This is a genomic window from Gynuella sp. (assembly GCF_050297175.1).
In the GTDB taxonomy this organism is placed as follows: domain Bacteria; phylum Pseudomonadota; class Gammaproteobacteria; order Pseudomonadales; family Natronospirillaceae; genus Gynuella.
In genome coordinates this window covers 109,413-130,181 of record NZ_JBNKSF010000027.1, presented here as the reverse complement: position 1 = coordinate 130,181, position 20,769 = coordinate 109,413, and the positions used below count along the sequence as shown (strand labels likewise).

The 20,769-nt window shown below is 47.5% G+C and carries 20 protein-coding genes; 16 read left to right on the top strand and 4 right to left on the bottom strand.

Features of this window, described 5'->3' with window-relative positions; all coding sequences use genetic code 11:
• From deoA to mtgA, 8 genes are all read left to right on the top strand, one after another.
• A complete protein-coding gene (gene deoA, locus ACQY6I_RS10395) occupies positions 1–1,314 on the top strand; it encodes a thymidine phosphorylase (RefSeq protein ID WP_428241422.1) in 1,314 nt (437 codons plus the stop codon).
• 11 nt (positions 1,315–1,325) lie between these two features.
• Positions 1,326–2,552, top strand: a complete 1,227-nt coding sequence (locus ACQY6I_RS10390) for a phosphopentomutase (protein WP_428241421.1) — start codon at positions 1,326–1,328, stop codon at positions 2,550–2,552.
• Between the two features lie 11 nt (positions 2,553–2,563).
• Positions 2,564–3,289, top strand: a complete 726-nt coding sequence (deoD, locus tag ACQY6I_RS10385; RefSeq protein ID WP_428241420.1) for a purine-nucleoside phosphorylase — start codon at positions 2,564–2,566, stop codon at positions 3,287–3,289.
• Positions 3,286–3,684 (top strand): cytidine deaminase, encoded by a 399-nt coding sequence (gene cdd, locus ACQY6I_RS10380; RefSeq protein ID WP_428241419.1) that lies wholly within the window; start codon positions 3,286–3,288, stop codon positions 3,682–3,684. The genes deoD and cdd overlap by 4 nt, the downstream gene beginning before the upstream one ends.
• A 181-nt stretch (positions 3,685–3,865) precedes the next feature.
• Positions 3,866–5,950: a hypothetical protein gene (locus tag ACQY6I_RS10375; RefSeq protein WP_428241418.1), complete on the top strand. Its 2,085-nt coding sequence runs from the start codon at positions 3,866–3,868 to the stop codon at positions 5,948–5,950.
• A gap of 234 nt (positions 5,951–6,184) precedes the next feature.
• On the top strand, positions 6,185–6,724 hold the full coding sequence (locus ACQY6I_RS10370; protein ID WP_428241417.1) for a hypothetical protein: 540 nt from the start codon (positions 6,185–6,187) through the stop codon (positions 6,722–6,724).
• Positions 6,725–6,770: 46 nt separating this feature from the next.
• A complete protein-coding gene (locus ACQY6I_RS10365; protein WP_428241416.1) occupies positions 6,771–7,562 on the top strand; it encodes a sulfite exporter TauE/SafE family protein in 792 nt (263 codons plus the stop codon).
• Positions 7,563–7,567: 5 nt separating this feature from the next.
• On the top strand, positions 7,568–8,272 hold the full coding sequence (gene mtgA, locus ACQY6I_RS10360; protein ID WP_428241415.1) for a monofunctional biosynthetic peptidoglycan transglycosylase: 705 nt from the start codon (positions 7,568–7,570) through the stop codon (positions 8,270–8,272).
• Here mtgA and ACQY6I_RS10355 read toward each other — a convergent pair.
• Positions 8,253–8,663, bottom strand: a complete 411-nt coding sequence (locus ACQY6I_RS10355; protein WP_428241414.1) for a rhodanese-like domain-containing protein — start codon at positions 8,661–8,663, stop codon at positions 8,253–8,255. The genes mtgA and ACQY6I_RS10355 overlap by 20 nt on opposite strands.
• Positions 8,664–8,783: 120 nt before the next feature.
• Here ACQY6I_RS10355 and ACQY6I_RS10350 point away from each other — a divergent pair, with 120 nt between their 5' ends.
• Together ACQY6I_RS10350 and ACQY6I_RS10345 are read left to right on the top strand one after the other, a co-directional pair.
• Complete coding sequence (locus tag ACQY6I_RS10350) at positions 8,784–9,731, top strand: GlxA family transcriptional regulator (RefSeq protein ID WP_428241413.1); 948 nt, start codon at positions 8,784–8,786, stop codon at positions 9,729–9,731.
• Between the two features lie 117 nt (positions 9,732–9,848).
• Complete coding sequence (locus ACQY6I_RS10345) at positions 9,849–11,564, top strand: MFS transporter (RefSeq protein ID WP_428241412.1); 1,716 nt, start codon at positions 9,849–9,851, stop codon at positions 11,562–11,564.
• Positions 11,565–12,086: 522 nt separating this feature from the next.
• On the opposite strand, the gene ACQY6I_RS10340 is transcribed toward ACQY6I_RS10345, so the two are convergent.
• The 3 genes from ACQY6I_RS10340 to ACQY6I_RS10330 all read right to left on the bottom strand — a co-directional run bounded on the left by ACQY6I_RS10340 (position 12,087) and on the right by ACQY6I_RS10330 (position 14,602).
• Positions 12,087–12,908 carry a S1/P1 nuclease gene (locus ACQY6I_RS10340; protein WP_428241411.1) on the bottom strand — a complete coding sequence of 274 codons (822 nt, stop codon included), beginning with the start codon at positions 12,906–12,908 and terminating at the stop codon, positions 12,087–12,089.
• Between the two features lie 53 nt (positions 12,909–12,961).
• Complete coding sequence (locus tag ACQY6I_RS10335) at positions 12,962–13,297, bottom strand: DUF3392 family protein (protein ID WP_428241410.1); 336 nt, start codon at positions 13,295–13,297, stop codon at positions 12,962–12,964.
• 405 nt (positions 13,298–13,702) lie between these two features.
• On the bottom strand, positions 13,703–14,602 hold the full coding sequence (locus ACQY6I_RS10330; protein ID WP_428241409.1) for a LysR substrate-binding domain-containing protein: 900 nt from the start codon (positions 14,600–14,602) through the stop codon (positions 13,703–13,705).
• Between the two features lie 104 nt (positions 14,603–14,706).
• Between ACQY6I_RS10330 and ACQY6I_RS10325 the strand changes: the two genes are divergently transcribed.
• The 6 genes from ACQY6I_RS10325 to ACQY6I_RS10300 all read left to right on the top strand — a co-directional run bounded on the left by ACQY6I_RS10325 (position 14,707) and on the right by ACQY6I_RS10300 (position 20,690).
• Entirely contained in the window at positions 14,707–16,188 is a 1,482-nt protein-coding gene (locus ACQY6I_RS10325) for a carboxylesterase/lipase family protein (protein ID WP_428241408.1), read from the top strand.
• 499 nt (positions 16,189–16,687) lie between these two features.
• Positions 16,688–17,497, top strand: a complete 810-nt coding sequence (locus ACQY6I_RS10320) for a TOBE domain-containing protein (protein ID WP_428241407.1) — start codon at positions 16,688–16,690, stop codon at positions 17,495–17,497.
• Between the two features lie 34 nt (positions 17,498–17,531).
• Positions 17,532–18,281, top strand: coding sequence for a molybdate ABC transporter substrate-binding protein (modA, locus tag ACQY6I_RS10315; RefSeq protein WP_428241406.1), 750 nt, complete (start codon positions 17,532–17,534; stop codon positions 18,279–18,281).
• A gap of 6 nt (positions 18,282–18,287) precedes the next feature.
• Positions 18,288–18,953 carry a molybdate ABC transporter permease subunit gene (gene modB / locus ACQY6I_RS10310; protein ID WP_428241405.1) on the top strand — a complete coding sequence of 222 codons (666 nt, stop codon included), beginning with the start codon at positions 18,288–18,290 and terminating at the stop codon, positions 18,951–18,953.
• Positions 18,950–20,023: a molybdenum ABC transporter ATP-binding protein gene (gene modC / locus ACQY6I_RS10305; RefSeq protein ID WP_428241404.1), complete on the top strand. Its 1,074-nt coding sequence runs from the start codon at positions 18,950–18,952 to the stop codon at positions 20,021–20,023. The genes modB and modC overlap by 4 nt, the downstream gene beginning before the upstream one ends.
• Before the next feature lie 166 nt (positions 20,024–20,189).
• Positions 20,190–20,690: a hypothetical protein gene (locus ACQY6I_RS10300; RefSeq protein ID WP_428241403.1), complete on the top strand. Its 501-nt coding sequence runs from the start codon at positions 20,190–20,192 to the stop codon at positions 20,688–20,690.
• Positions 20,691–20,769 lie beyond the last annotated feature (79 nt).

The window sequence follows — 20,769 nt, the reverse complement described above, 5'->3', positions numbered from 1 at the left end:
ATGTTTATCCCGCAGGAATTTATTCGCGCGAAACGCGATCAACAGGCACTGGTCAAAGCGGATATTGATGCATTTGTACAAGGGATTACTGATGGCACCGTTACCGAAGCGCAAATCGCGGCATTTGCTATGGCGGTATATTTTAATGGTCTGAGTCTGGAAGAGACTGCCAATCTGACTCTTGCTATGCGGGATTCCGGAGATACGATGCAGTGGGATTTGCCCGGCCCTGTACTGGATAAACACTCTACCGGTGGTGTCGGCGATATGGTCAGCCTCATGTTAGGCCCGATTGTCGCTGCCTGTGGTGCCTACGTGCCAATGATTACCGGGCGCGGTCTTGGTCACAGTGGTGGAACGTTGGATAAACTGGAAAGTATTCCAGGTTTTAATGCCAAGCCGGACAATGACCTGTTCCGCAAATGTGTATCCGAGCTGGGAGTTTGTATTATCGGTCAGACCCAGCGCCTGGCACCTGCAGATCAGCGTTTCTATGCCACGCGTGATGTAACCGCTACGGTGGAATCAGTTCGTTTGATTACTGCGTCCATTTTGTCGAAGAAGCTCTCAGAAGGCCTTGATGGGCTGGTTATGGATGTTAAATATGGAAATGGTGCGTTCATGTCCGATATTGGTCAGGGCATGGAACTGGCTGAGAGCATCGTTGCCGTTGCTCGTAAGGCTGGAGTGAAAACTCATGCCGTGCTAACGGATATGAGCAGTCCCCTGGCGTGGACAGCAGGTAATGCGGTTGAGATTCGGGAAACCATTGATTTTCTGCGTAATGAAAATGTGAATCAGGGATTAAAACAGGTCACTATGACACTGGCGGCAGAAATGCTGTTGGCAGGCAATCTGGTGCAAAATCGCGAAGAAGGGTTTGCCAAGGCTGAGCAGGCGTTAACTTCTGGTAAGGCACTGGAGCTGTTTGCCAGAATGATATCGTTGCTGGGCGGACCGGCGGATTTCATCGAAAAACGGGAAAATTATTTGCCGCAGGCGGCTGTCGTAAAACCCGTTCTGGCTGAGCAGGCTGGCGTCGTCAGTGCTTATGATACCCGTGCTGTCGGTATGGGGGTTGTCGCTCTGGGCGGGGGGCGGGTTCGTTCTCAGGATCCGATCGACCATTCAGTAGGTTATGCGGACATTCTGGAAATAGGTACAACGGTTAACGCTGGTGACCCTCTGGTAACCATTCTGGCCAGTGATGAGGCAAGCTGGGAAGATGCGAAAAGAAGATTTCTGGCTGCACTCACGTTGACTCAGGAAAGCGGTATTGAACGGGTGGACCGAATTAATACAATTATTGATTAGCGGGTGCGAATATGAGCAGAGCAATTATTCTGGTGTTGGACAGTTTTGGCATTGGAGCGACTGAAGATGCCGAAACATTCGGTGATCAAGGTGCCAATACGCTGCTGCACATTGCTGAGCAATGTGCCATGGGAAAATGTGAAAGTGGTCGCAACGGCAAGCTGACATTGCCCAACCTGAGTCGTTTGGGGCTTGGTAAAGCGGCAAAGGAAAGTAGCGGTTTTTTTCCTCAGGGATTGGATCCTGATGCCGACATCGTCGGTGCTTACGGGTATGCGAAAGAGCTGAGTTCTGGTAAAGACACCCCGTCAGGACACTGGGAAATTGCTGGAGTACCGGTACTTTTCGAATGGGGCTATTTCGCCGACAAAGACGCGTCATTCCCACAGGAGTTGCTAGAGGCTTTGGTCGAAAAGGCAGAATTACCCGGTATTCTGGGAAATTGTCACGCTTCCGGTACAGAAATCCTTGCCCGGCTCGGTGAAGAGCATATGAAGACCGGCCGGCCAATCTGTTATACCAGCGCTGATTCAGTTTTCCAGATTGCAGCTCATGAAGAAACCTTTGGTCTTGACCGTTTATATGAGTTGTGTGAAATCGCCCGTGAGTTGGTGGACCCATACAATATCGGGCGGGTGATTGCGCGTCCTTTTATTGGTACGGATGCCGGTAATTTTGAACGTACCGGTAATCGCCGTGATCTGGCGGTGCCACCACCTGCTCCCACCGTATTGGATTATTTACACAACTCCGGCGGAGAAGTTATTTCCATCGGCAAGATTGCTGATATCTATGCTCATCAGGGGATTACTAAAAAATTCAAAGCCAACGGTTTGGATGCGTTAGTCCAGGAAACTCTGCGACAAATGCAGCAACCCACGAACGAGAAAGGCTCAATCATATTCACCAACCTGGTGGATTTTGACATGTTGTATGGCCATCGTCGTGATGCTAACGGATATGCCAGAGCTCTGGAGCAGTTCGATGCAATGTTGCCGGACATAATGGCAGCCATGCGTTCAGACGATATTTTGATTCTTACCGCGGATCATGGTTGTGATCCGACCTGGCCAGGTTCCGATCATACCCGTGAGCATATTCCGGTGCTGGTATACGGACAGCAGATAGAAACCGGAAGCTTAGGCAAAAGAGAATCCTTTGCTGATATTGGCCAATCACTGGCATCCTATTTCAATTTACCCGCCATGGAATATGGCACGTCATTCATCAATCACTAACGGGAACTACTATGTCAACACCTCATATTGCAGCTCAACCTGGCGACTTTGCTGAAACCGTATTGATGCCTGGCGATCCACTGCGCGCCAAATATATTGCTGAAACTTTTTTCACTGAAATTCAACAGGTGAATGAAGTCAGAAATATGTTTGGCTATACCGGTCTGTATAAAGGCCACCGGATATCAGTGATGGGATCCGGTATGGGTGTGCCTTCGATTTCAATATATGCCCATGAGTTGTACAGCCAGTTTGGTGTAAAAAACATTATTCGCGTTGGTACCTGTGGCGGTCTGCATGAAGACGTTAAAATCCGTGACGTGGTGATTGGTCAATCTGCCAGTACTGATTCCAATGTTAACCGAACCCGGTTTAGAGGCTATGATTTTTCTGCCGCAGCCAGTTATAGCCTGCTTGAGCCGGCAGTCCAGGCGGCCCGCCAACATGGTGCGCGGGTGCATGTAGGTGGCGTATTTACTGCGGATCTTTTTTATTCTCCTGACAATGAGATTCTCGGGCTGGCCGCCAGTAAAGGACACTACGGTGTAGAGATGGAAGCAGCCGGACTTTATGGTGTTGCTGCTGACAATGGTTGTAATGCATTGGCTATTTGTACCGTCAGTGATCACATCATTACAGGTGAGAAAACATCACCAGAAGAACGTCAAAGTACCTTCAATGATATGATCGAAATTGCCCTGGATTCTGTATTGATTCGTGAGAAAGGTGATGTATGAATGCTGCACTGATGAAGCTGCGCGAAGCTGCCAAGGAGGCAGCTGTTCATGCCTATGTTCCATATAGCAGCTTTCCCGTGGGGGCTGCTATTGAGCTGACAGAAAATGGTCAGTATTTGCAGGGGTGTAACGTCGAAAATTCTGCCTATTCCATGGCCATCTGCGCCGAACGTAATGCGTTGGTGCAGTCTATTGCTAAAGGTGTTCCACCGGGAACTTTGAAAACCATGGGTATTTATATGCCTGGTGAGACTCTGTATTCGCCATGTGGTGCCTGTCGTCAGATGATCCATGAACTGATGGCGGAAGATGCTGTGATCTACGCATTCTGTGATAGTGCGGAGTTTAAACAATGGACTAAATTTGAGCTATTGCCTGACGGGTTCGCAATGTAGCTCTTCTGAATGGGATATGTGATCCTGCGGACAAGTTGAATTGTTCCGCAGATCATTATTCTGTAACGAAAACATCCCTGATTCCTTCTCTCCTTGTGATAAAATTTGCCGCCGTTGGGTGGTAACTGGGGTAAATCCTGATGATTTACCTTCGCCCGTTATCTACAAGGACCTTTATAAGATGAAATTGAAACTGTATCTCTGTCTTCTGGCTACTATGACTTGGTCACAAGCCGGCTATGCTTTCAGCCTGTTTAATTTTGGTGGTAAGCCTGCTGACCATTTTCAGGCTAATGCGCCAGCCGACACTGTGCTCTATTTTGATGGCAGGCTGAGCACTGGTAATAATACATATGCCTCCGAGGCCGGCTTGGCTCAATGGCAACAAACTTACCAGGAACTGGTTGATGCCATTGCTGGGGATAGTGATCAGGCCAGATTCTTTCTGGCATTACTGGATGATTTTGTAGAGACCGCTGCCCAGGGCGATAACGCCATGATTGAACGTTATGGTCTGAACTCGCATATGGATATGGCAATTTATATGGATGGACTGCTGCCGGTCTTTCAGTTTGCGGTCAAAAAACCACAGAGCTTTATGAACGCCCTGCAGGAACTCGAAGCGCAAACCGGTTATAAGCATGCGGTGCAGGACTTAAATGGGCACACCATCTGGGTATGGGAAGTGGACAGCAAAGATCCAGGCTTCCATTTCGCCGTATCGGCAGAAAAGAAATATGTGACTGCCAGTTTTCTATTTGGTAGTGACAGCGACACCCGCAAAATGCAACGGTTGGCGCTGGTGGAAGATTCTAAGACTCTGAAAGACAGCAAACAAATTGCTGAAATGAAGAAGAAATACGGTTTTGGTGATCAGCTGTCTGGTTTCATCAATCTAGTGGAAGTGGCCAGAACGATCTTGAAACCTGAACAAAACAGTGCGGGCAAAGACCTGTTGGTGGCTTTGGGTGATGATTATGAACCACTGGTCTCAGCTGTCTGTGCAGATGAGATGATTGGTATGGTGCAGGGAGCTCCTCGCTTTGTTGCAGGATACCGTGACTTTAAAACCTCAAAAGACAGTATTAAGTTTGATCTGGCAACTGTGCTGGAGGTTACGGATGAACAAGCTGTCACCGATCTGCAGAAACTAAATGGTCATTTGTCACCGGCAGCATCTGTAGACAATGGTCAAATCGCCAGCCTGGCCGTAGGTCTGGATGTCGCTAATCTGACTCCAGTGATTTCCAATTTCTGGAATCGTTTTGTAACAGCTGAATTCAACTGTGATGTTCTCCAGGAGGCTCAGCAAGAAGCCAAAAGCGCCAACCCTGCAACATTATCGATTTTTACTGCAATGGTTCAGGGACTCAAAGGTGCATCGGTACAGTTGTTTGATTTGCAGTTTGATGAGACCAATCAGACTCTGGGCAGTATCGATGCGTTGGTTGCCTTGAGCAGTACCAACCCTTCTACGTTGGTTGGCTTGCTGGCAAATGCTCCTTACCTGCAGGATGTTCATATTCCAGAGGATGGTACTGTTATTGATCTGGACATTCCCTACCTGCCTGAAAGCGTCAAACTTAAAGCGGCTATGAAAGGTAACAACCTGACCGTGTTCTCAGGGGATATGGCTGGTAAAGCTGCTGCCGATCTTAGTAAGGAAAAGTTGAACTCCGATGGGCTGTATAGTTTAGCTGTGGACTATGCCAAACTGTCGTCTCTGGTCGAAGATATTGTTCCGGTCATCGGTCATCAGGCCGATATGGAGCCTAGTAGCTGTGCGGACGTTTATATGTCTTTGAGTGGTCTCAAGTCAGTCGACATGAAGTTGATGATGAAACAGAGTATTAATCAGTATGGGGTCTTTTCCGACATCCAGGCCAATGCTAAAACCCGCAAAAATGGGATATCCGGTCATTTCTCACCAGGCAAATACCATGTTTCAATATTGGATTGGGGATGCGAATGGCTTGAGTTTGGTCAGGAAGAGATTCGTAAGGATGGTACCGGGTTTTATGCCACTCAAGATGATGGTCAGCAATGTGATGTATTCAAGGCTGATTATCAGTGGGAGAAAAACGGTAATGTTCTGACATTCACAGAAACCAAGAATGTTAGTCGTGACTCATGTGATGAATCTTTTGAAGAAGTAGAGCCGGATGGATATGAATGTACCATCGTTCACTCTTCAGACAATGGATTCGATTGCCTGTTTGACTACGGTGATGGTGAGAAGGCAGTGTATCGCTATAGCCTTCGTTAAGGTATTCAGGCCTCCTCCAAGGGGGCCTTTTTTATATCAATACCCGTATGCCTGTTCTAAGTTGAACGTTTCAGATATAAGGGGTTGATGAATGATAAATGGAAAAACACGTTGTCTTGTCTGATACGGTGTTACGCAGGGATAGAAATCGATCGATAATTGTTTGAAACTGTTTTTCAAGCCGGTTTCGAACCATAACCGCAACAAAGTTCCCATTGCTTCTCTGGATTATCCATGCTGCAAAAATTAAAAAAAATCAATCCCACCGCTGCCATAATGCTGGTACTGACTATTGCTTTTATCTGGGTTCAGTGGCCCACCCATGTCACCAGTTCATTACCGGAAAAATATCTTCAATGGTCGCCTGAAGGTCTGGGGTTCACGGTTAAATTTGAAGCTGAACCAAAGTCAGAATCCATCTCCAAAGGGGATAATCATGTGCAGTTGTTTACCCTAAAACGCAAGGGTATTAACTTTATGGTTCAGGTGATTAATCGCGGTAACCTGCCTGAACGTGAATGGTTAAAGATTTCCAGAAAAAATGATGAGAAAGCTTTTGCCGGGGGAAATACTCTGGTTCAAAATAAATTTGAAAAAGCAGGTCATACCATTCATGAGTTTTTTATGAGCAATGACAATCATTTTGTCAACATGAGCAGAGTGGTGTTCACCGAACAGTATATCTATAAATGGACTGTTGCTTTTAAAGAAAAAGAAAGTGATGAGCAAACCAATCGAGTATTAACCTTCCTGGATTCATTTACGTTGCAATAACTTTTGCTGCCAGTTTCTGATGATTTGAAACGGAATATTTTCTGCAATGGAATATTTTCACGGATATCAATACGTATTGATATTTTTGATATTTGTCTGGAGTGGTTTTGTCCGATCCGGACTGGGGTTTGGAGGTGCAGCGCTATCTTTGCCATTTTTGTTACTGGTCGATAACCAACCGCTTGTCTATTTGCCGATCATTGCCATACAGTTGTTGTTCTTTTCATCATTGACCATGATTTCCAGTCATCGTCGGGTACGTCATCAGCTGGCTGATGGTCAGAATTCCAGTGGTACCATTGATTGGCGTTATCTGAAATATGCCATTGCTATTATGATTGTCCCGAAGCTGGTTGGTGTGTTTGGTCTGGTGGTGCTGCCCAACGACCTGATGAGTGCGGTGATATTTATTATTGTTGGTTTTTACGCTTGTTCTTATTTGTTCGGATTTTCGTTCTCCAACAATAGCCGTTGGGGAGGAATTGTTCTATTGATACTAGGTGGTTACATGAGTGGCACTTCTTTGATTGGTGCGCCATTGATTATCGCAGTTGTGGCCAACCAGGTATCACGGGAACAATTGCGGGATACCTTATTTGCCATTTGGTTTATTTTGGTTTCTATCAAACTGAGTGCATTCTTGTATTTTAATATTGACCTGCAGTTGCGGCATCAGTTGTGGTTATTACCTGCTGCGGGCATTGGTCACTATCTGGGGCTGAAAGTGCATGAATATCTGCTGAAGTCCAGTTCCCGGCGGTTTTATCGTGTTATGGGTGGTGTGTTGTTGTTCGTTAGTTTAACGGGATTTTTCCGTAACGTCTGGGCATGGGTGTAAGATCGTTGTTACGTCGTAGCAGAAAAACAAAGCGTACTTCATGGGTAGCCAGAGCTGTCCGCTGGATTTTAATTATCGCAGTATCTTTCTGTCTTCTGACAATCGCCATGGTGTTGTTTTTGCGTTGGATAAACCCTCCGACCACGTCCATGGTGATACGGGACCCGTTAGTCTCCGATAAGTGGCTGGGAGGACGATGGGCCGACCTTGACGATATTAACAGGCAGTTACCACTGGCAGTGATTTCTTCAGAAGATCAGAAATTCCCCTACCATATGGGATTTGACTTTGAGGCTATTGCGGATGCTCTGGAGGAGCAACGCACACGCCCCAGGGGAGCCAGCACCATTACCCAACAACTCGCCAAAAACCTGTTTTTATGGCCAGGACGCAGTTATATCCGAAAAGGTCTGGAGGCTTGGTTTACGCTGTGGATGGAATGGTTATGGCCAAAACAGAGAATCATGGAAGTTTATCTGAATGTCATTGAATATGGGCCCGGTGTTTATGGAGTGACAATGGCCAGTGAGCGTTTTTTTCATAAGTCGCCGGCCCGATTGAGCCGAACTGAGGCCAGTCTGCTGGCAGCAGTACTGCCAAATCCAAAGCGTATGTCAGCCAGTGAACCCTCAGGGTATGTCTGGTCGCGATCTTATGAAATTCGGCAGGCCATGCGCTCCCTGGGGGGTATCAGTTATCTACCTTGGTAGTGCTGATTAATGAAAAACCTTCATCCAGCCATCCGGTGATACCCCCAATCATTTTTTTCACGCTATGGTTCAATTGTGCGAGTTTAACTGCAGCCTTATCGGCACCGTTGCAATGAGGACCAGCGCAATAAACCACGAACAGAGTGTCTGCGGAATATTTGTTCAAGGATTCAGATGATATACGGGAATGAGGCAGACAAACCGCATTAGGCAGATGACCTTGGTGATACAGGGTTTCTCCACGTACATCCAATAATACGAAGTCCTGGCGCTGGTTGCTGATGGCATGGTGTACATCCCAGCAATCGGTTTCAAAACGCAGAAGATGGCTAAAGTGCGCAAGTGCTTCGATACTGCTAGCGGCGGCGGGTCTGGCGACGGCTGAAGGCATAACTGTTTTCCTGGTGAATGATTAATAACAAGGTGTTGCTATCCTAGGAGCTCCTGTGGATACTCGAAATTGTCCTAAAAGACATCTATCGATAAAAACCAGCCATATCAGGGTAAAGTAATGACTCGTGTCGCTATATTGGTCAATCAACAGCCAGCCATGTTTGAGCTGGGGTGTGCGCTGGAATTGTTTGCCTTGCCGAGACAGGAATATTCCCACTGGTATCAGGCGGAAGTCGTGACCTTTCACCCATCTCCCCTGGCAGGGCTGGGAAAGATTTCTCTTCAGGTTACTCAGACAGATTGTCTTCAGGCTTATGACATGCTGGTTGTGCCGGCCTGGTCGATAATACCTTCAGAGCTTCCCCATATGCTGAAAGAGGAATTGCAGGCACTGGTACATCGCGGTGGCCGGATTATTTCCTTTTGCTCCGGAGCTTTTTTGCTGGCTGAGGTTGGTGTTTTGGGTCATCGTCCGGCGTGTACTCATTGGCGATATCAGGCACAGTTCAGAGAGCGCTTTCCGGATATAGAATTGTTGAATCAAGTACTTTACTGCTTTGATGGTCGGATTGGCTGTTCAGCCGGCAGTGCTGCCGGACTGGATTTGGGGCTCGAGGTGATACGTCAGGATTATGGCCAACAAGTGGCCAATCAGGTTGCCCGGCGACTGGTTATTTCGCCCCATCGCAGCGGTGGCCAGTCTCAGTATGTGGAAACACCGATGCCTGAATTACACAGTCACTTTTCTGCCACGCTGGATTGGGTTTGTGCTCGCCTCAATCAACCTATTGATATCGATGATATGGCCAGTCAGGCAAAGATGTCGCGTCGGAACTTTGATCGTCGTTTTCGTCTTGCTACAAATATGAGTCCTAAGGAATGGTTGAACCGCCGGCGTGTTGAACGGGCCAGAGCTTTACTGGAGCAGCCGGATTGGCGTTCTTTAGAATGGATTGCCGATCAATGTGGCTTTGCCAGTGCATTAAATCTTCGACTGAATTTCCAAAAATACATGACGGTCAGTCCCAGTGAGTATCGCGAGCGTTTTGCTGAGAGAGCTCGCTGAGGACTAAGTCATACTCCGTCGGATTCTGCCGCGAACCTGTGTGCCGTAACGGATAGTCCGCCCGACACAAAATGTCGCCCTTTACCAATCGGCGCTAGTAAATAACATGAGGTTGCTATGACAAATGATCCACGCTTAATGCCGTTGGCGCAGAAACGGTTAATCCTGTTGGGAGCATTAGTTTCGTTGTTTTTGGCAGCACTGGATCAGACTATTGTTTCCACGGCGACGCCTGCCATTGTTAGGGACTTGGCTTTTCCGACCAGTTGGATTACCTGGCTGACCACGGCATTTCTGGTCATGAGCACTGCGACTTTACCGATTTGGGGAAAACTATCAGATCTGTATGGGCGCAAGAACATATTGATCACGGGGTTATTGTTATTCTGTTTTGCCAGTGTCTTGTGTGCCCTGGCATTTTCGCCGTTATCCATGGTGTTGTTCCGAGCACTTCAGGGTATTGGCAGTGCCGCGATCTTTTCGACTGTGTTTGCCTTGGTCAGTGACATATTCACACCTCAAGAGAGACCCCGATATCAGGGATTGTTTGGATCAGTATTTGCTGTCAGTTCCGTTGTTGGTCCTTGGGTGGGCGGTATGTTGACCGATATGGTCAGCTGGCACTGGGTTTTTCTGGTGAATGTGCCAATCCTGGCAATGGTATTGCCATTTATATTAAAAAAGATGCCACCACTCAGGCATCGCAATAGTGGCAGCATCGATTTCGCTGGAGCTGTGATGCTACTGGCAACCGTGATTCCGCTGTTATTGATCTTCGCCGTTGCACCTGCCCGTTATGCCTGGATTTCTGCTCCGGTATTGAGCATGGCTATGATCGTGATACTGGCATTTATAGCGTTTATGGTTCATGAGCGCCGGGTTGGTGAACCCATTATTGATCTGGGGTTGTTTGCAGACAAAAGCTTCCTATTGATGGCTTTAGGTGCATTTTTCACCGGAGGTGCGTTCCTGTGCGCCATTGTGTTTATTCCCCTGTACATGGTGAATGTGTATGACTTCAGTGCCACTCGTGCAGGTGTGACAGTAATGCCGTTAACATTTGGACTGGTCAGTGCCAACATTGCCTCCGGGCGTCTGGCCAGTCATATCGGTAGTTATAAACCGGTGCTGGTGCCTGCCCTTATCTTTGCCGTCGCGGCATTGCTGACCTGTTCTATGACTCTTAACGTCGGTCAGTCGCAATGGTCTATCAGCATCAGGCTGTTCCTGGTGGGAGTGGGACTGGGTCCCAGTATCCCTATGTTGACCCAAATGATGATCAACAGTGTCACCCGTCAGAAAATTGGCATGGTCAGCAGCACCGCAGCTTTTGTCCGGCAACTTGGAAATACTGTGGGGCTGGCCGTTTTTGGAACCATCCTCACTGCTATTCTGACGGCCGGGATGAGTATTGGCGGCGCTTCTGTTATGACGCAGACTGACAAAGGACATCTGTCGCTGGAAACGGGTGTTTCAGTTACCAGTCATTTTGATGCAGACAAGATGATTGCTACAGCTAAAAGCCGGTATGCCCGGCTATCCAGTCGGATACAGAACCGTCAGACTCTGACCACAGAGGATCTCCAGCTACTCGGGCTTGAACTGGATGCGCTGGCCACTATGGATGCTGCTGCCTTGAATGCACAGGTTCACCTGAGGCAGAAACAGACAGAAACCCGGATTTTTGAGTTCGCGCAGACATTCAAAGCTACCTGGACCAAAGCTGTGAAAACTATTTTCATGACGGCTATGGCCATGGTGCTATGTGGTTTGGTTTCGGTAGTACTCATTCCGGAGATTCCATTCAAAGAATTGGAACGGCGTCATGGGTGACGAATAGCAAATCTCTGAGTGGCTTGTAAGATATTTCTTACATGGCTGTCAGCCAAGGTGGTTATTTTCTGTGGTTTTGTATCCTTTTGTATGTCTTCTTGTTGCAGGTGTCCGCATTCCGTCAGCTATTTCGGCAGGTGGCTGATAAATGAGCAGTGAAGTGACACATTTATGTAACCCACAGCTTCTGATTCCTTTGCTATAGTTCTCCCCATCGACGGAGCGAATACAAGGACGACTTCAAGGCGGAAATAAGTGTTAAGGATGACGCTACGAAGGAATGTATAAGGACTAAGGAAAAGGAAGAGCAGGGACTGCAAAAGGAATGGACGAAAACGGATTTTCAAGGACGCCAATGAGCGGGATGCTCCAAAAAGGAACTATATAACTCAAGGGATCAGGGATGACCGGATAAAGGATAGTCCGGAATTTCAAGGAAGCAGTGACACGGGAAGTGATGCTAATGACTCGCTCTGGGGCGGTACCTGATGGTACCGCCCTTATCATTTGTGGCACAGAAAATTATTGTGCCGCAGTATTATCCTTAAACAGATCATTGAGCAGATATGCCAGCCTTACTGCCGCTTTTTTCAGTTGCTCTTCGTATGTTGGCCATGCGTTTTTGTAGTATCCCATATCCCACTTTTTCTTATCCAATGCCGACTGGTAGGCAACATTCCGGGCGACCTGATGGCATTCCCAAGCCCAGTGCTGCGGGTCCATATCCGCTGTCCAGGCAGCGGTTTGTTCCGGAGTAATCTGTTTGGCGAATTCGCCGGCCAGTGTTGACCACTTTTTACCTGCCAGTTGAATAATTCCAGCATCCCAGACCCAATGCAGGTTAACTTTCTTATCACCACTTTCGAGCAGTATCTTCCGACCGTTATCGTCTCTCTTAAATCCACAGTTAGTCGGTTGATGGATATCACCAACATAATTCAGCAGAAACTTAACGGCATGGCGTTGCTGGACCAGAGTAAATTTAGCCCGTTCCTTAAGCACTTTTTCCGATTCAAGAATGGCTGCTACCACGCATTTGTTATCCGGACAGTCTTTGGTCGGGGAGAACGCGGTTGCGTCATTATCGAACTGAACTTCATGAAGACTCTGCATCCATTCATTGCCGGGTCTTTGGGAGAGCTCAGTTGCCCAATAGGATGATCCAACCCATTCCAGACGGTATTGGCTCCCCATTAAAGAGCTGAGTGCCTTATGGGAGTCATCGCTGAGCATAGTGAATGCCAGGCCGGCAATCACCTCATGACCTTCTCGGCTAAAAGCCATAGTCCGTGTACTGACACACAACAGTGCTGTTAACAAAATTGCAGAAACTTTAAATCTCATGGCTGCTCGAATTTTCAAGACTATGAATTTGAGTGTAGCAGTTGTGGTCCGGTTTACTGGTAATTGTGTTTTTGTGCCAGCATGCCGATCACAATGAAAATCAGTACGATCACCAGGCCATACCATTGCGCTCCAAAACTAAACAGTAGTTTTAGCAGCAAAGGCGCCAACAGGACGGTGGCCATGCCATAGCCAACAGCACAAAGTAGCACAAAGACCGCAGTACGAATGATGAAATGGGAGCCCTGAACCAGCTGTTTGACAGCCCGGTTTATATTATTGCCGTAAATGACCAGCAATGATGCAATCACTGCCATGCATAGTTGTGGCATCCAGGGACGCAGCCAGTGGCTGAAATCGATCATAAGATTGGTGAGGAATGCAGGCATGAATGCTCCATATGGACAAGATAATTTGAGTGCTAGAGTTTAATCACTCAGGCTCGGGAGTAAATGGGCTTGGGGGCGTTGGAAGCTGATCCGTTACAACTATTCAAGTAAATGTCTGTGATATGAAGCGATTCCTGCTGCCAATCTTTTAACCGGGGGGTGTGGCTTTCCTTGCTCTGGTGCATCTGGCTTTGACATCCGACAGGTCGAAATATGGAGGCGACCTGTCGAGCCAGTGACGAAGGCGTAGCGCATTTTGTTAATCTATTATGCCAGCCGATGTCGCTACAGAATTGGTTTTGCCCGAAGCTTTAGCGATTGTTCGGAGCATTGGTTGAAGACAAGTGTGTTGGTGGCTTTACCGTGTTTTTGTTTTTACCTGTCACGACAGCCAATGAAAAAATATTATGACGGAAGGTCTTCAGACAAACGCTCTATTAACAGGTCAAGAAATTGCCGTGCGGCAACGGTTAAGCTGTTGCTGCTTGGGTATATTGCGAATAGCTGACCGGGTTGTGGTATCCATTGCTCCAAAATTTTAACCAGCTGTCCGTTGGCGATATCGTTTGTACACAAACTACTGGGTAGCGACGCAACCCCTAGCCCCTGGCGAGCCGCTTCCAAAAGTGCAATCGGAGTTGTCGTTGTAAAAACCGGGACAAAATGATGTTCTGCCACCTTTATGCCATTGCTCAAACGCCATAGCCAATGGTTTTTTCGGTTACCTAAACCGACACACCGAACGGCTTTTAAATCACTGGGTTCCTGAAGTGTTTTTTCTGTCAGCAGACTAGGACTGGCAACCAGAGTGTATTCGATATCCATCAATTTGCGTGCAATAACGGAGCTATCCGGTAATGGGATGAAGCTCGGGAAAATGATCAGGTCTGCCTGGGTTTTCCGTGGATCGACTTCATCCATTGTGACTTCCAGGTGGAGGCGGACCTCCGGCACCCTGGCAGCAAATTCAACGGCCAGCGTGTTAACGATCGCCGCGCTGAATATTGGTGGGCTGATAATGTGCAGTTCCCCGGCAGGTTGGTTTCTAACTCGTTCTGCCAGTGCAAAAATCTGTTCGGTTTCTGCGGTTATTTTCAGACATTGCTGATAACAGTCGTTACCGAAATTAGTTAACCGGAAACGGCGAACATGACGATGATACAACTGCATACCCAGCTGCTTTTCCAGTTCGCTTATTCGCCGGGCCAGAGTTGATTTTGCGATACCAAGTCTGCGTGAAGCAGCTGAAAGCCCACCGCTCTCAACCACATGTTTAAACAGGTGTAAATTATCCAGGCTATTCATTAAGGATTCAAAATTGGGACGATAGATGTTTGTAATTAGAACAAACTGCAGTCTTAAAAAAAATATAATGGGGTAAAGTCCGGTTAGAAGTTTGAGGAGTATTTATGGCAGTAAGTTCCAGCATTATCGTCGAAACATCATTTGGCAGGCTAAAGGGCAAAAATGTTAACGATGTTTGCTGCTTTAGTAAGGTGCCATATGCGGAACCTGCCATCGGCTCCAATCGTTTTAAATTGCCGCAGAGTCCTGATTGTTGGAATGGTATTTATGATGCGACAGGAGTTGGTTCAGTCCCACCTCAGCCGCCATCTGGAACGAGTGCGGTTATGGGGGCTTATCCCATGCCTCAGGATGAAAATTGCCTGCATTTGGATATCTGGTCACCCGGTACCATCAATGTGCCCAAGCCTGTACTGGTGTTTATCCATGGTGGTGCATTCATGACCGGTGGTGGTTCTCTATCTTGCTATGATGGTCATATGTTGGCACGAAACACTGGTATGGTGGTGGTGAATATATCTTATCGCCTGGGGCCATTAGGGTTTCTGGCGCAGCCGGATCTAGCCCCTCCAAACCTGGGTATCCATGACCAGATCGCGGCACTGAAATGGATACAGCATACGATTGGCAGTTTTGGTGGTGACCCGGACAATATCACTGTTGCCGGGCAATCTGCAGGGGCTTATTGTGTGGCTGTCATGCTGGCAAATACATCATGTCGGGGATTGTTTCATAGAGCGATACTCATGAGCCCTCCTTTAGGAATGAAGCTATCCCGAGCGGAGCAGGCAAAGCCGTTAGCGGCGGCCATGTTGCGAGTTTTGGGTTTTGATTCCAAGGAAATTAACAGGTTACAAGAACTGCCTGTTGATCAACTGATGAAAGCGCTGAAACTTTTGCAGGCACAACCAGCGACATCGACGATTCCCGGTGAGTTCTCCTTGCCATTCACGCCGGTACTGGATGATGAGTTGATTGCCTGTGACCCCCTCGATGCAATTAAAGACGGGGCTGGCGCGTGGTGCGATACGCTCATCGGGGCAGCGAGAGAAGAGTTTAATGCTTTTTCATTCCAGAACCCGGTATTTATGCAGCTGACCGAAGCGCAATTACAGCAGGAATTTGAGCGTAGCTACGGTGAAAAAGGGCCATACAAACTTGCTGCAGCCCATGCTGCTCGTGTGCCATCTACTCCTGGCCAATTACTCAGTGACTTAAGAGGCGACGATATATTCAATCAGCCGGTCATGGAATTTGCCGACGCTCAGGGGAAGCATGGTTCGAAATCTTATTTGTACCAGTTTGACTGGCAATCGCCAGTTCAGGGTATAGGAGCCTGTCACTGCATTGATCTGCCATTTTTATTTGGTCGGTGGGATATTTGGCAGGCGGCACCAATGCTCAATGGTGCAAACGAACAGGAATTACAGGATCTATCAGATTTGTTTCAGGGTGCATTAACCGAGTTTGCCCGTACTGGAAATCCAAACAACAAAGGGTTACCTGTATGGCCGGAATATGGTGGTGAGAGAGTGCGGTTGCATTTTGATCGTCGGATTCAGTTTCAAATGTGTTCTTTCTCTTGAAGGCTTATTTTCACATCCCCAGCCCGAAGGGTTATGGCTAAAAAGGCTGCACTTTGCGTTGGTCAACGTGCGCTTAGAATGACTAAGCATCACTACAGTCTGAGAAAATTTATTGTGGGATATACCACAATAACTTTCAATTTCGATCTTGGCTGCAAAAAAACTCGCTGTTTTGAATAAGCCGGGTTACGACCTGAGCGCTTTAGTGATTGACCTGTTAGCCAATAACCGTTTATTTGAGTTTTCAGCCACATTTATTTCAGTGATGGGCCTCCTTTTCATCAGTGTCATTTAGATATTGTTATCGCACCGGCCAGGTAGGGTTTACGACGAAAAGTGTGTTGAAGTTATGACACTGGTGCTGATTTCTACATCGGTCAGAACATCTAACTTATTGATATTAAAAACAAAAGTTCTGGGCCTGGGTTTTGCTCTAAATATTGAGGTATGATGCTGCAAAGCATTATGCAAATGAATTGCATAACGGATGGAGAATACTATGCCTGACACAGTCGTTAAGCCGGTTTTGGCCTTCCTGGGACAACAGGGGCAACGAGTCGGGGAGGATCGGTTTCACTTGCTGGAGGCCATTGACCAGCATGGGTCAATTTCAGCCGCCGCCAAAGCGATTGGAGTGAGCTATCGGGGAGCCTGGGATGCAGTCAATGCCTTGAATAATCTGTTTCCGCAAGCACTGGTACGAGCCCGGCCGGGGGGACGTTATGGTGGTAATGCTGAGGTGACGCCAGAAGGCAAAAGAGCGATTGCAATGCATCGATTGCTGAGTGAAAAGCTTGCCAATGTACTGGCTGAACTGGATCTGTCACTGTCGGAACATACACAGGATTTACCACCTCTATCTTCTTCTCTATGGAGTCTGGCCATGAAAACAAGTGCCCGGAATGTCTTTCACGGTGTGATCAGTGAAGTGAACTGCGGTGCCGTCAATGCTGAGGTTTTATTACAGGTTTCTGCCACCACGACCTTGGTTGTCATCATGACCATCAAAAGTGCACTGGCTTTGGGAATCCATCCTGGTCGTGAGGCATTCGCGATGATCAAGGCCAGCAGTCCAATCCTAATGCCGGATAATGATCATATCCGTACTTCCGCCCGCAATCGTCTACCGGGTACGGTCGTGTCCGTTGAATCCGGGGCGATTAATTCGGAAGTGGTGATGGATATTGGCAACGGAAAAACGTTGGTCACCATCATCACCAATGACAGTGCTGAATCAATGGAATTTAAACCGGGAGAGCGGGTTTGCGCACTGGTCAAGTCGTCACAGATTATTCTGGGTGTTGAATAACTTTTCCAGCAACTTTTGCTATGAGGAAAGATACATGAAGTTTTTGTGGTTAAGAGTTTTGGTATTTATTGTTTCGTATTTGTCTGCAGCTACCTGGGCGGCGGAAACCAAAGTGGCTGTTGCTGCTAATTTTACTGAAGCGGCCAAAGAAATAGCCGCTGCTTTTAGCCGTGAGACCGGACATGTATCGGTGTTGAGCTTTGGTTCAACTGGCAAGTTGTACGCACAGATTGCCAATGGTGCACCTTTTGAAGTATTTCTTGCTGCTGATGATGCTCGACCGGCAAAGGCTGAGGAGGAAGGGCTGGCAGTGAAGGGCACGCGCTTCACCTATGCCAAAGGTAAAATTGTGTTATACAGTGCTGATGCTTCACTGATTGATCGCGATGGCAAAGTGCTTGGGCAACCTGAAAAATTTAATAAGCTTGCCATTGCCAATCCAAAAACCGCGCCCTACGGTGCCGCAGCGGTGGCAACGATGAATACTATGGGCATTTATGATCTGATTTCAGCCAAGCTGGTTCGGGGTGACAGTATTGCCCAGACTTATCAGTTTGTCGCTACCAAAAATGCTGAATTGGGTTTTGTCGCATTGTCTCAGGTGGTGGATCAGGATGGCGGTTCCCGCTGGGTAGTGCCGGATAATTTCTATCGCCCCATTCGACAAGATGCAGTGCTACTAAGTAACGCGGTTGACAGCGAGGCAGCAAACGCATTTCTGCAATTTCTAAAAAGTAATACTGCCCGAAATATCATCGAATCATACGGTTACGGTCTGGAATAACCGCTTATGTGGGAACCCATTTATCTGACAATTAAACTGGCCAGTATCGTTACGCTGATCTTAATGGTTATCGGCACGGCTATCGCATGGTGGCTGGCCAGGTCCCAGGTCTGGTGGAAGGAGATTGTTGGCGCCACGGTGTCTCTGCCATTGGTATTACCACCAACGGTGCTTGGTTTTTATCTATTACTGCTGATGGGGCCGGAAGGGCCTGTTGGACGAGTCGTAAAAGGAGTGTTTGGTCATAGTCTGCCATTCACTTTTGGAGGACTGGTCATTGGTTCGGTCATTTACTCGTTACCATTTGTCGTGCAGCCCATTCGTAATGCATTTGAAGCCATGGGTGACCGTCCTCTTGAAGTGGCGGCAACGCTTCGGGCTTCGCCTTGGGATAGTTTTTTTTCCGTTGCCCTGCCTTTGGCAAGGCCGGGATTATTAACCGGTGCCATACTTGGTTTTGCCCATACTGTTGGCGAATTTGGTGTGGTGCTGATGATAGGTGGCAATATTCCGGGTGAGACTAAAGTTCTTTCCATTGCTATATATGATTATGTCGAAACCCTGGAATGGCAAAAAGCGCACTGGCTGGCTGGCGGTATGCTGGTGTTTTCATTTTTGGTGATCTTATCAATGATGTTGGTTGAAAAACGGTTGCGGAAGCGTTTGATATGACGATACAGGCGAGTTTTTCGGGAACACAAGGGCACTTCATCCTGGACGCCGCATTTGAATTTCCTGGTCGTGGAGTAACAGCATTATTTGGTCCGTCCGGTTGTGGCAAAACGACATTGTTACGCTGCATGGCCGGACTTAATCATCTTCCTCAGGGACGTTTTACTATCGCAGGCGAAGTATGGCAGGACGAACAGATTTTTTTGGAACCGTATCAGCGTTCTGTTGGTTATGTCTTTCAGGAAGCAAGCCTGTTTCCGCATCTGTCAGTCAGAGCGAATCTGTTATATGGCGCCAGGCGCTGTCAAACAACTACCCAGCATCCCATCGACTTTGATGAGTTGGTATCGCTACTGGGTATCTTACCCTTATTGGATCGATCTCCTGCCAGGCTATCTGGAGGCGAACGGCAGCGCATTGCCATTGGTCGGGCATTGTTAACACAGCCTCGAATTCTGTTAATGGATGAACCATTGTCAGCTTTGGATCATCAGAGTAAGCAAGATATTTTGCCGTATCTGGAACGTTTGCATGAGCGGTTGTCGATACCGATTGTGTATGTGACTCATGCAATTGAGGAAGTAGCCCGGCTGGCTGATCACATTGTCCTGTTGGAACAGGGAAAGGTGCAGGCTGCCGGAAACATTACTGAGATATTATCCCGACTGGATTTCAATATCCGTCAGGATGAACATGCTGCGGTCGTTTTACCGGCAACGATTGTGGAACAGGACAAACGTTGGCATTTGGCCCGGGCAGAATTTTCCGGTGGCAGTCTATGGGTTCGCGGTCATGGTTTGCAACTGAATCAGTCCATACGCCTGCGCGTGCTGGCTCGAGATGTCAGTATTGGTTTGCAACCTATTGATCGTGTCAGTATTCAGAACCGATTGCCGGCAACGATAATGGAGTTAGCCGTTCATGATGATCCTGCCGTAATGTTGTTACGCCTGGATCTGGGTGGAAGTCCGCTACTGGCCAGACTAACGGCTCGATCAGCTTATGAATTAAAGCTGGAAGCTGGCCAAAGCGTTTGGGCTCAAATCAAGTCTGTCGCTGTGTTGGAGTAATTTTTACTCCGGCCATCAAATCGATTGTCACGGTCTCTTTGGTTGTGGGGTGAATATTAACGTTAATACGGCCTAAACATGATTTCAGATAAAGTTGCAGTGCCAATCGTTATTGGTTAGCTTGCCACGTTTTCAGGTCATGCTGTTGCGCTATCAGGAGTCATCCATGAAATCACTTAAACCATTGTTACTGCTCGTTGCTGTGTTCAGTATAGGCGGATATGCGCAAGCATCCGGTCAGTTAAAACCATTTGGTGAGTTTGGTTTTATCGGCCCTTACGGCGTGGCTATCGGCGCTGGCGCGTTTTACGATAAGCCGGAGATGATTCAGTACATTAAAGGTTTTTGGGGTGGCGCAGCATTATTGTTAGATGATGAGTCTGATGATGGCTATGGTAACTACACTGAAAGTGTGCTGGATTTTCATGGCGGTATCTCCTTTGATAGCCGTGAAATTCCCGGTTTGAATCAAGTAGAAAAATTAACATTGTTTGCCGGCCTGTCTGTGGCTTTTCGTGATTATGAGCACCAAGGTGAAAATCGGAGCCGGACAATGTTTGGACCAGTTGTTGGTGCCGTATATGACGTATCGCAGCATTGGACTTTGGGTGGTATGTTGTCTACCACGACGAATGACCCCCGATTAATATTCAGTTATTCTTTCTAAGGACACTCTAAATAACTACTTCAGTTGCCAATGCCGCGTTAAAAATCTGTTCAAACCAGTCAATTATGCCTTACGAACC

Bases quoted from the DNA above. Each gene is read 5' to 3' on its own strand.
- ACQY6I_RS10350 (WP_428241413.1), top strand. From the start codon at position 8,784: ATGACTCGTGTCGCTATATTGGTCAATCAACAGCCAGCCATGTTTGAG.
- ACQY6I_RS10355 (WP_428241414.1), bottom strand. From the start codon at position 8,663: ATGCCTTCAGCCGTCGCCAGACCCGCCGCCGCTAGCAGTATCGAAGCA.
- ACQY6I_RS10325 (WP_428241408.1), top strand. From the start codon at position 14,707: ATGGCAGTAAGTTCCAGCATTATCGTCGAAACATCATTTGGCAGGCTA.
- ACQY6I_RS10370 (WP_428241417.1), top strand. From the start codon at position 6,185: ATGCTGCAAAAATTAAAAAAAATCAATCCCACCGCTGCCATAATGCTG.
- ACQY6I_RS10320 (WP_428241407.1), top strand. From the start codon at position 16,688: ATGCCTGACACAGTCGTTAAGCCGGTTTTGGCCTTCCTGGGACAACAG.
- ACQY6I_RS10340 (WP_428241411.1), bottom strand. From the start codon at position 12,908: ATGAGATTTAAAGTTTCTGCAATTTTGTTAACAGCACTGTTGTGTGTC.
- deoA (WP_428241422.1), top strand. From the start codon at position 1: ATGTTTATCCCGCAGGAATTTATTCGCGCGAAACGCGATCAACAGGCA.
- ACQY6I_RS10375 (WP_428241418.1), top strand. From the start codon at position 3,866: ATGAAATTGAAACTGTATCTCTGTCTTCTGGCTACTATGACTTGGTCA.
- ACQY6I_RS10300 (WP_428241403.1), top strand. From the start codon at position 20,190: ATGAAATCACTTAAACCATTGTTACTGCTCGTTGCTGTGTTCAGTATA.
- modC (WP_428241404.1), top strand. From the start codon at position 18,950: ATGACGATACAGGCGAGTTTTTCGGGAACACAAGGGCACTTCATCCTG.
- ACQY6I_RS10345 (WP_428241412.1), top strand. From the start codon at position 9,849: ATGACAAATGATCCACGCTTAATGCCGTTGGCGCAGAAACGGTTAATC.
- cdd (WP_428241419.1), top strand. From the start codon at position 3,286: ATGAATGCTGCACTGATGAAGCTGCGCGAAGCTGCCAAGGAGGCAGCT.
- modB (WP_428241405.1), top strand. From the start codon at position 18,288: ATGTGGGAACCCATTTATCTGACAATTAAACTGGCCAGTATCGTTACG.
- ACQY6I_RS10365 (WP_428241416.1), top strand. From the start codon at position 6,771: ATGGAATATTTTCACGGATATCAATACGTATTGATATTTTTGATATTT.
- deoD (WP_428241420.1), top strand. From the start codon at position 2,564: ATGTCAACACCTCATATTGCAGCTCAACCTGGCGACTTTGCTGAAACC.
- ACQY6I_RS10335 (WP_428241410.1), bottom strand. From the start codon at position 13,297: ATGCCTGCATTCCTCACCAATCTTATGATCGATTTCAGCCACTGGCTG.
- ACQY6I_RS10330 (WP_428241409.1), bottom strand. From the start codon at position 14,602: ATGAATAGCCTGGATAATTTACACCTGTTTAAACATGTGGTTGAGAGC.
- modA (WP_428241406.1), top strand. From the start codon at position 17,532: ATGAAGTTTTTGTGGTTAAGAGTTTTGGTATTTATTGTTTCGTATTTG.
- ACQY6I_RS10390 (WP_428241421.1), top strand. From the start codon at position 1,326: ATGAGCAGAGCAATTATTCTGGTGTTGGACAGTTTTGGCATTGGAGCG.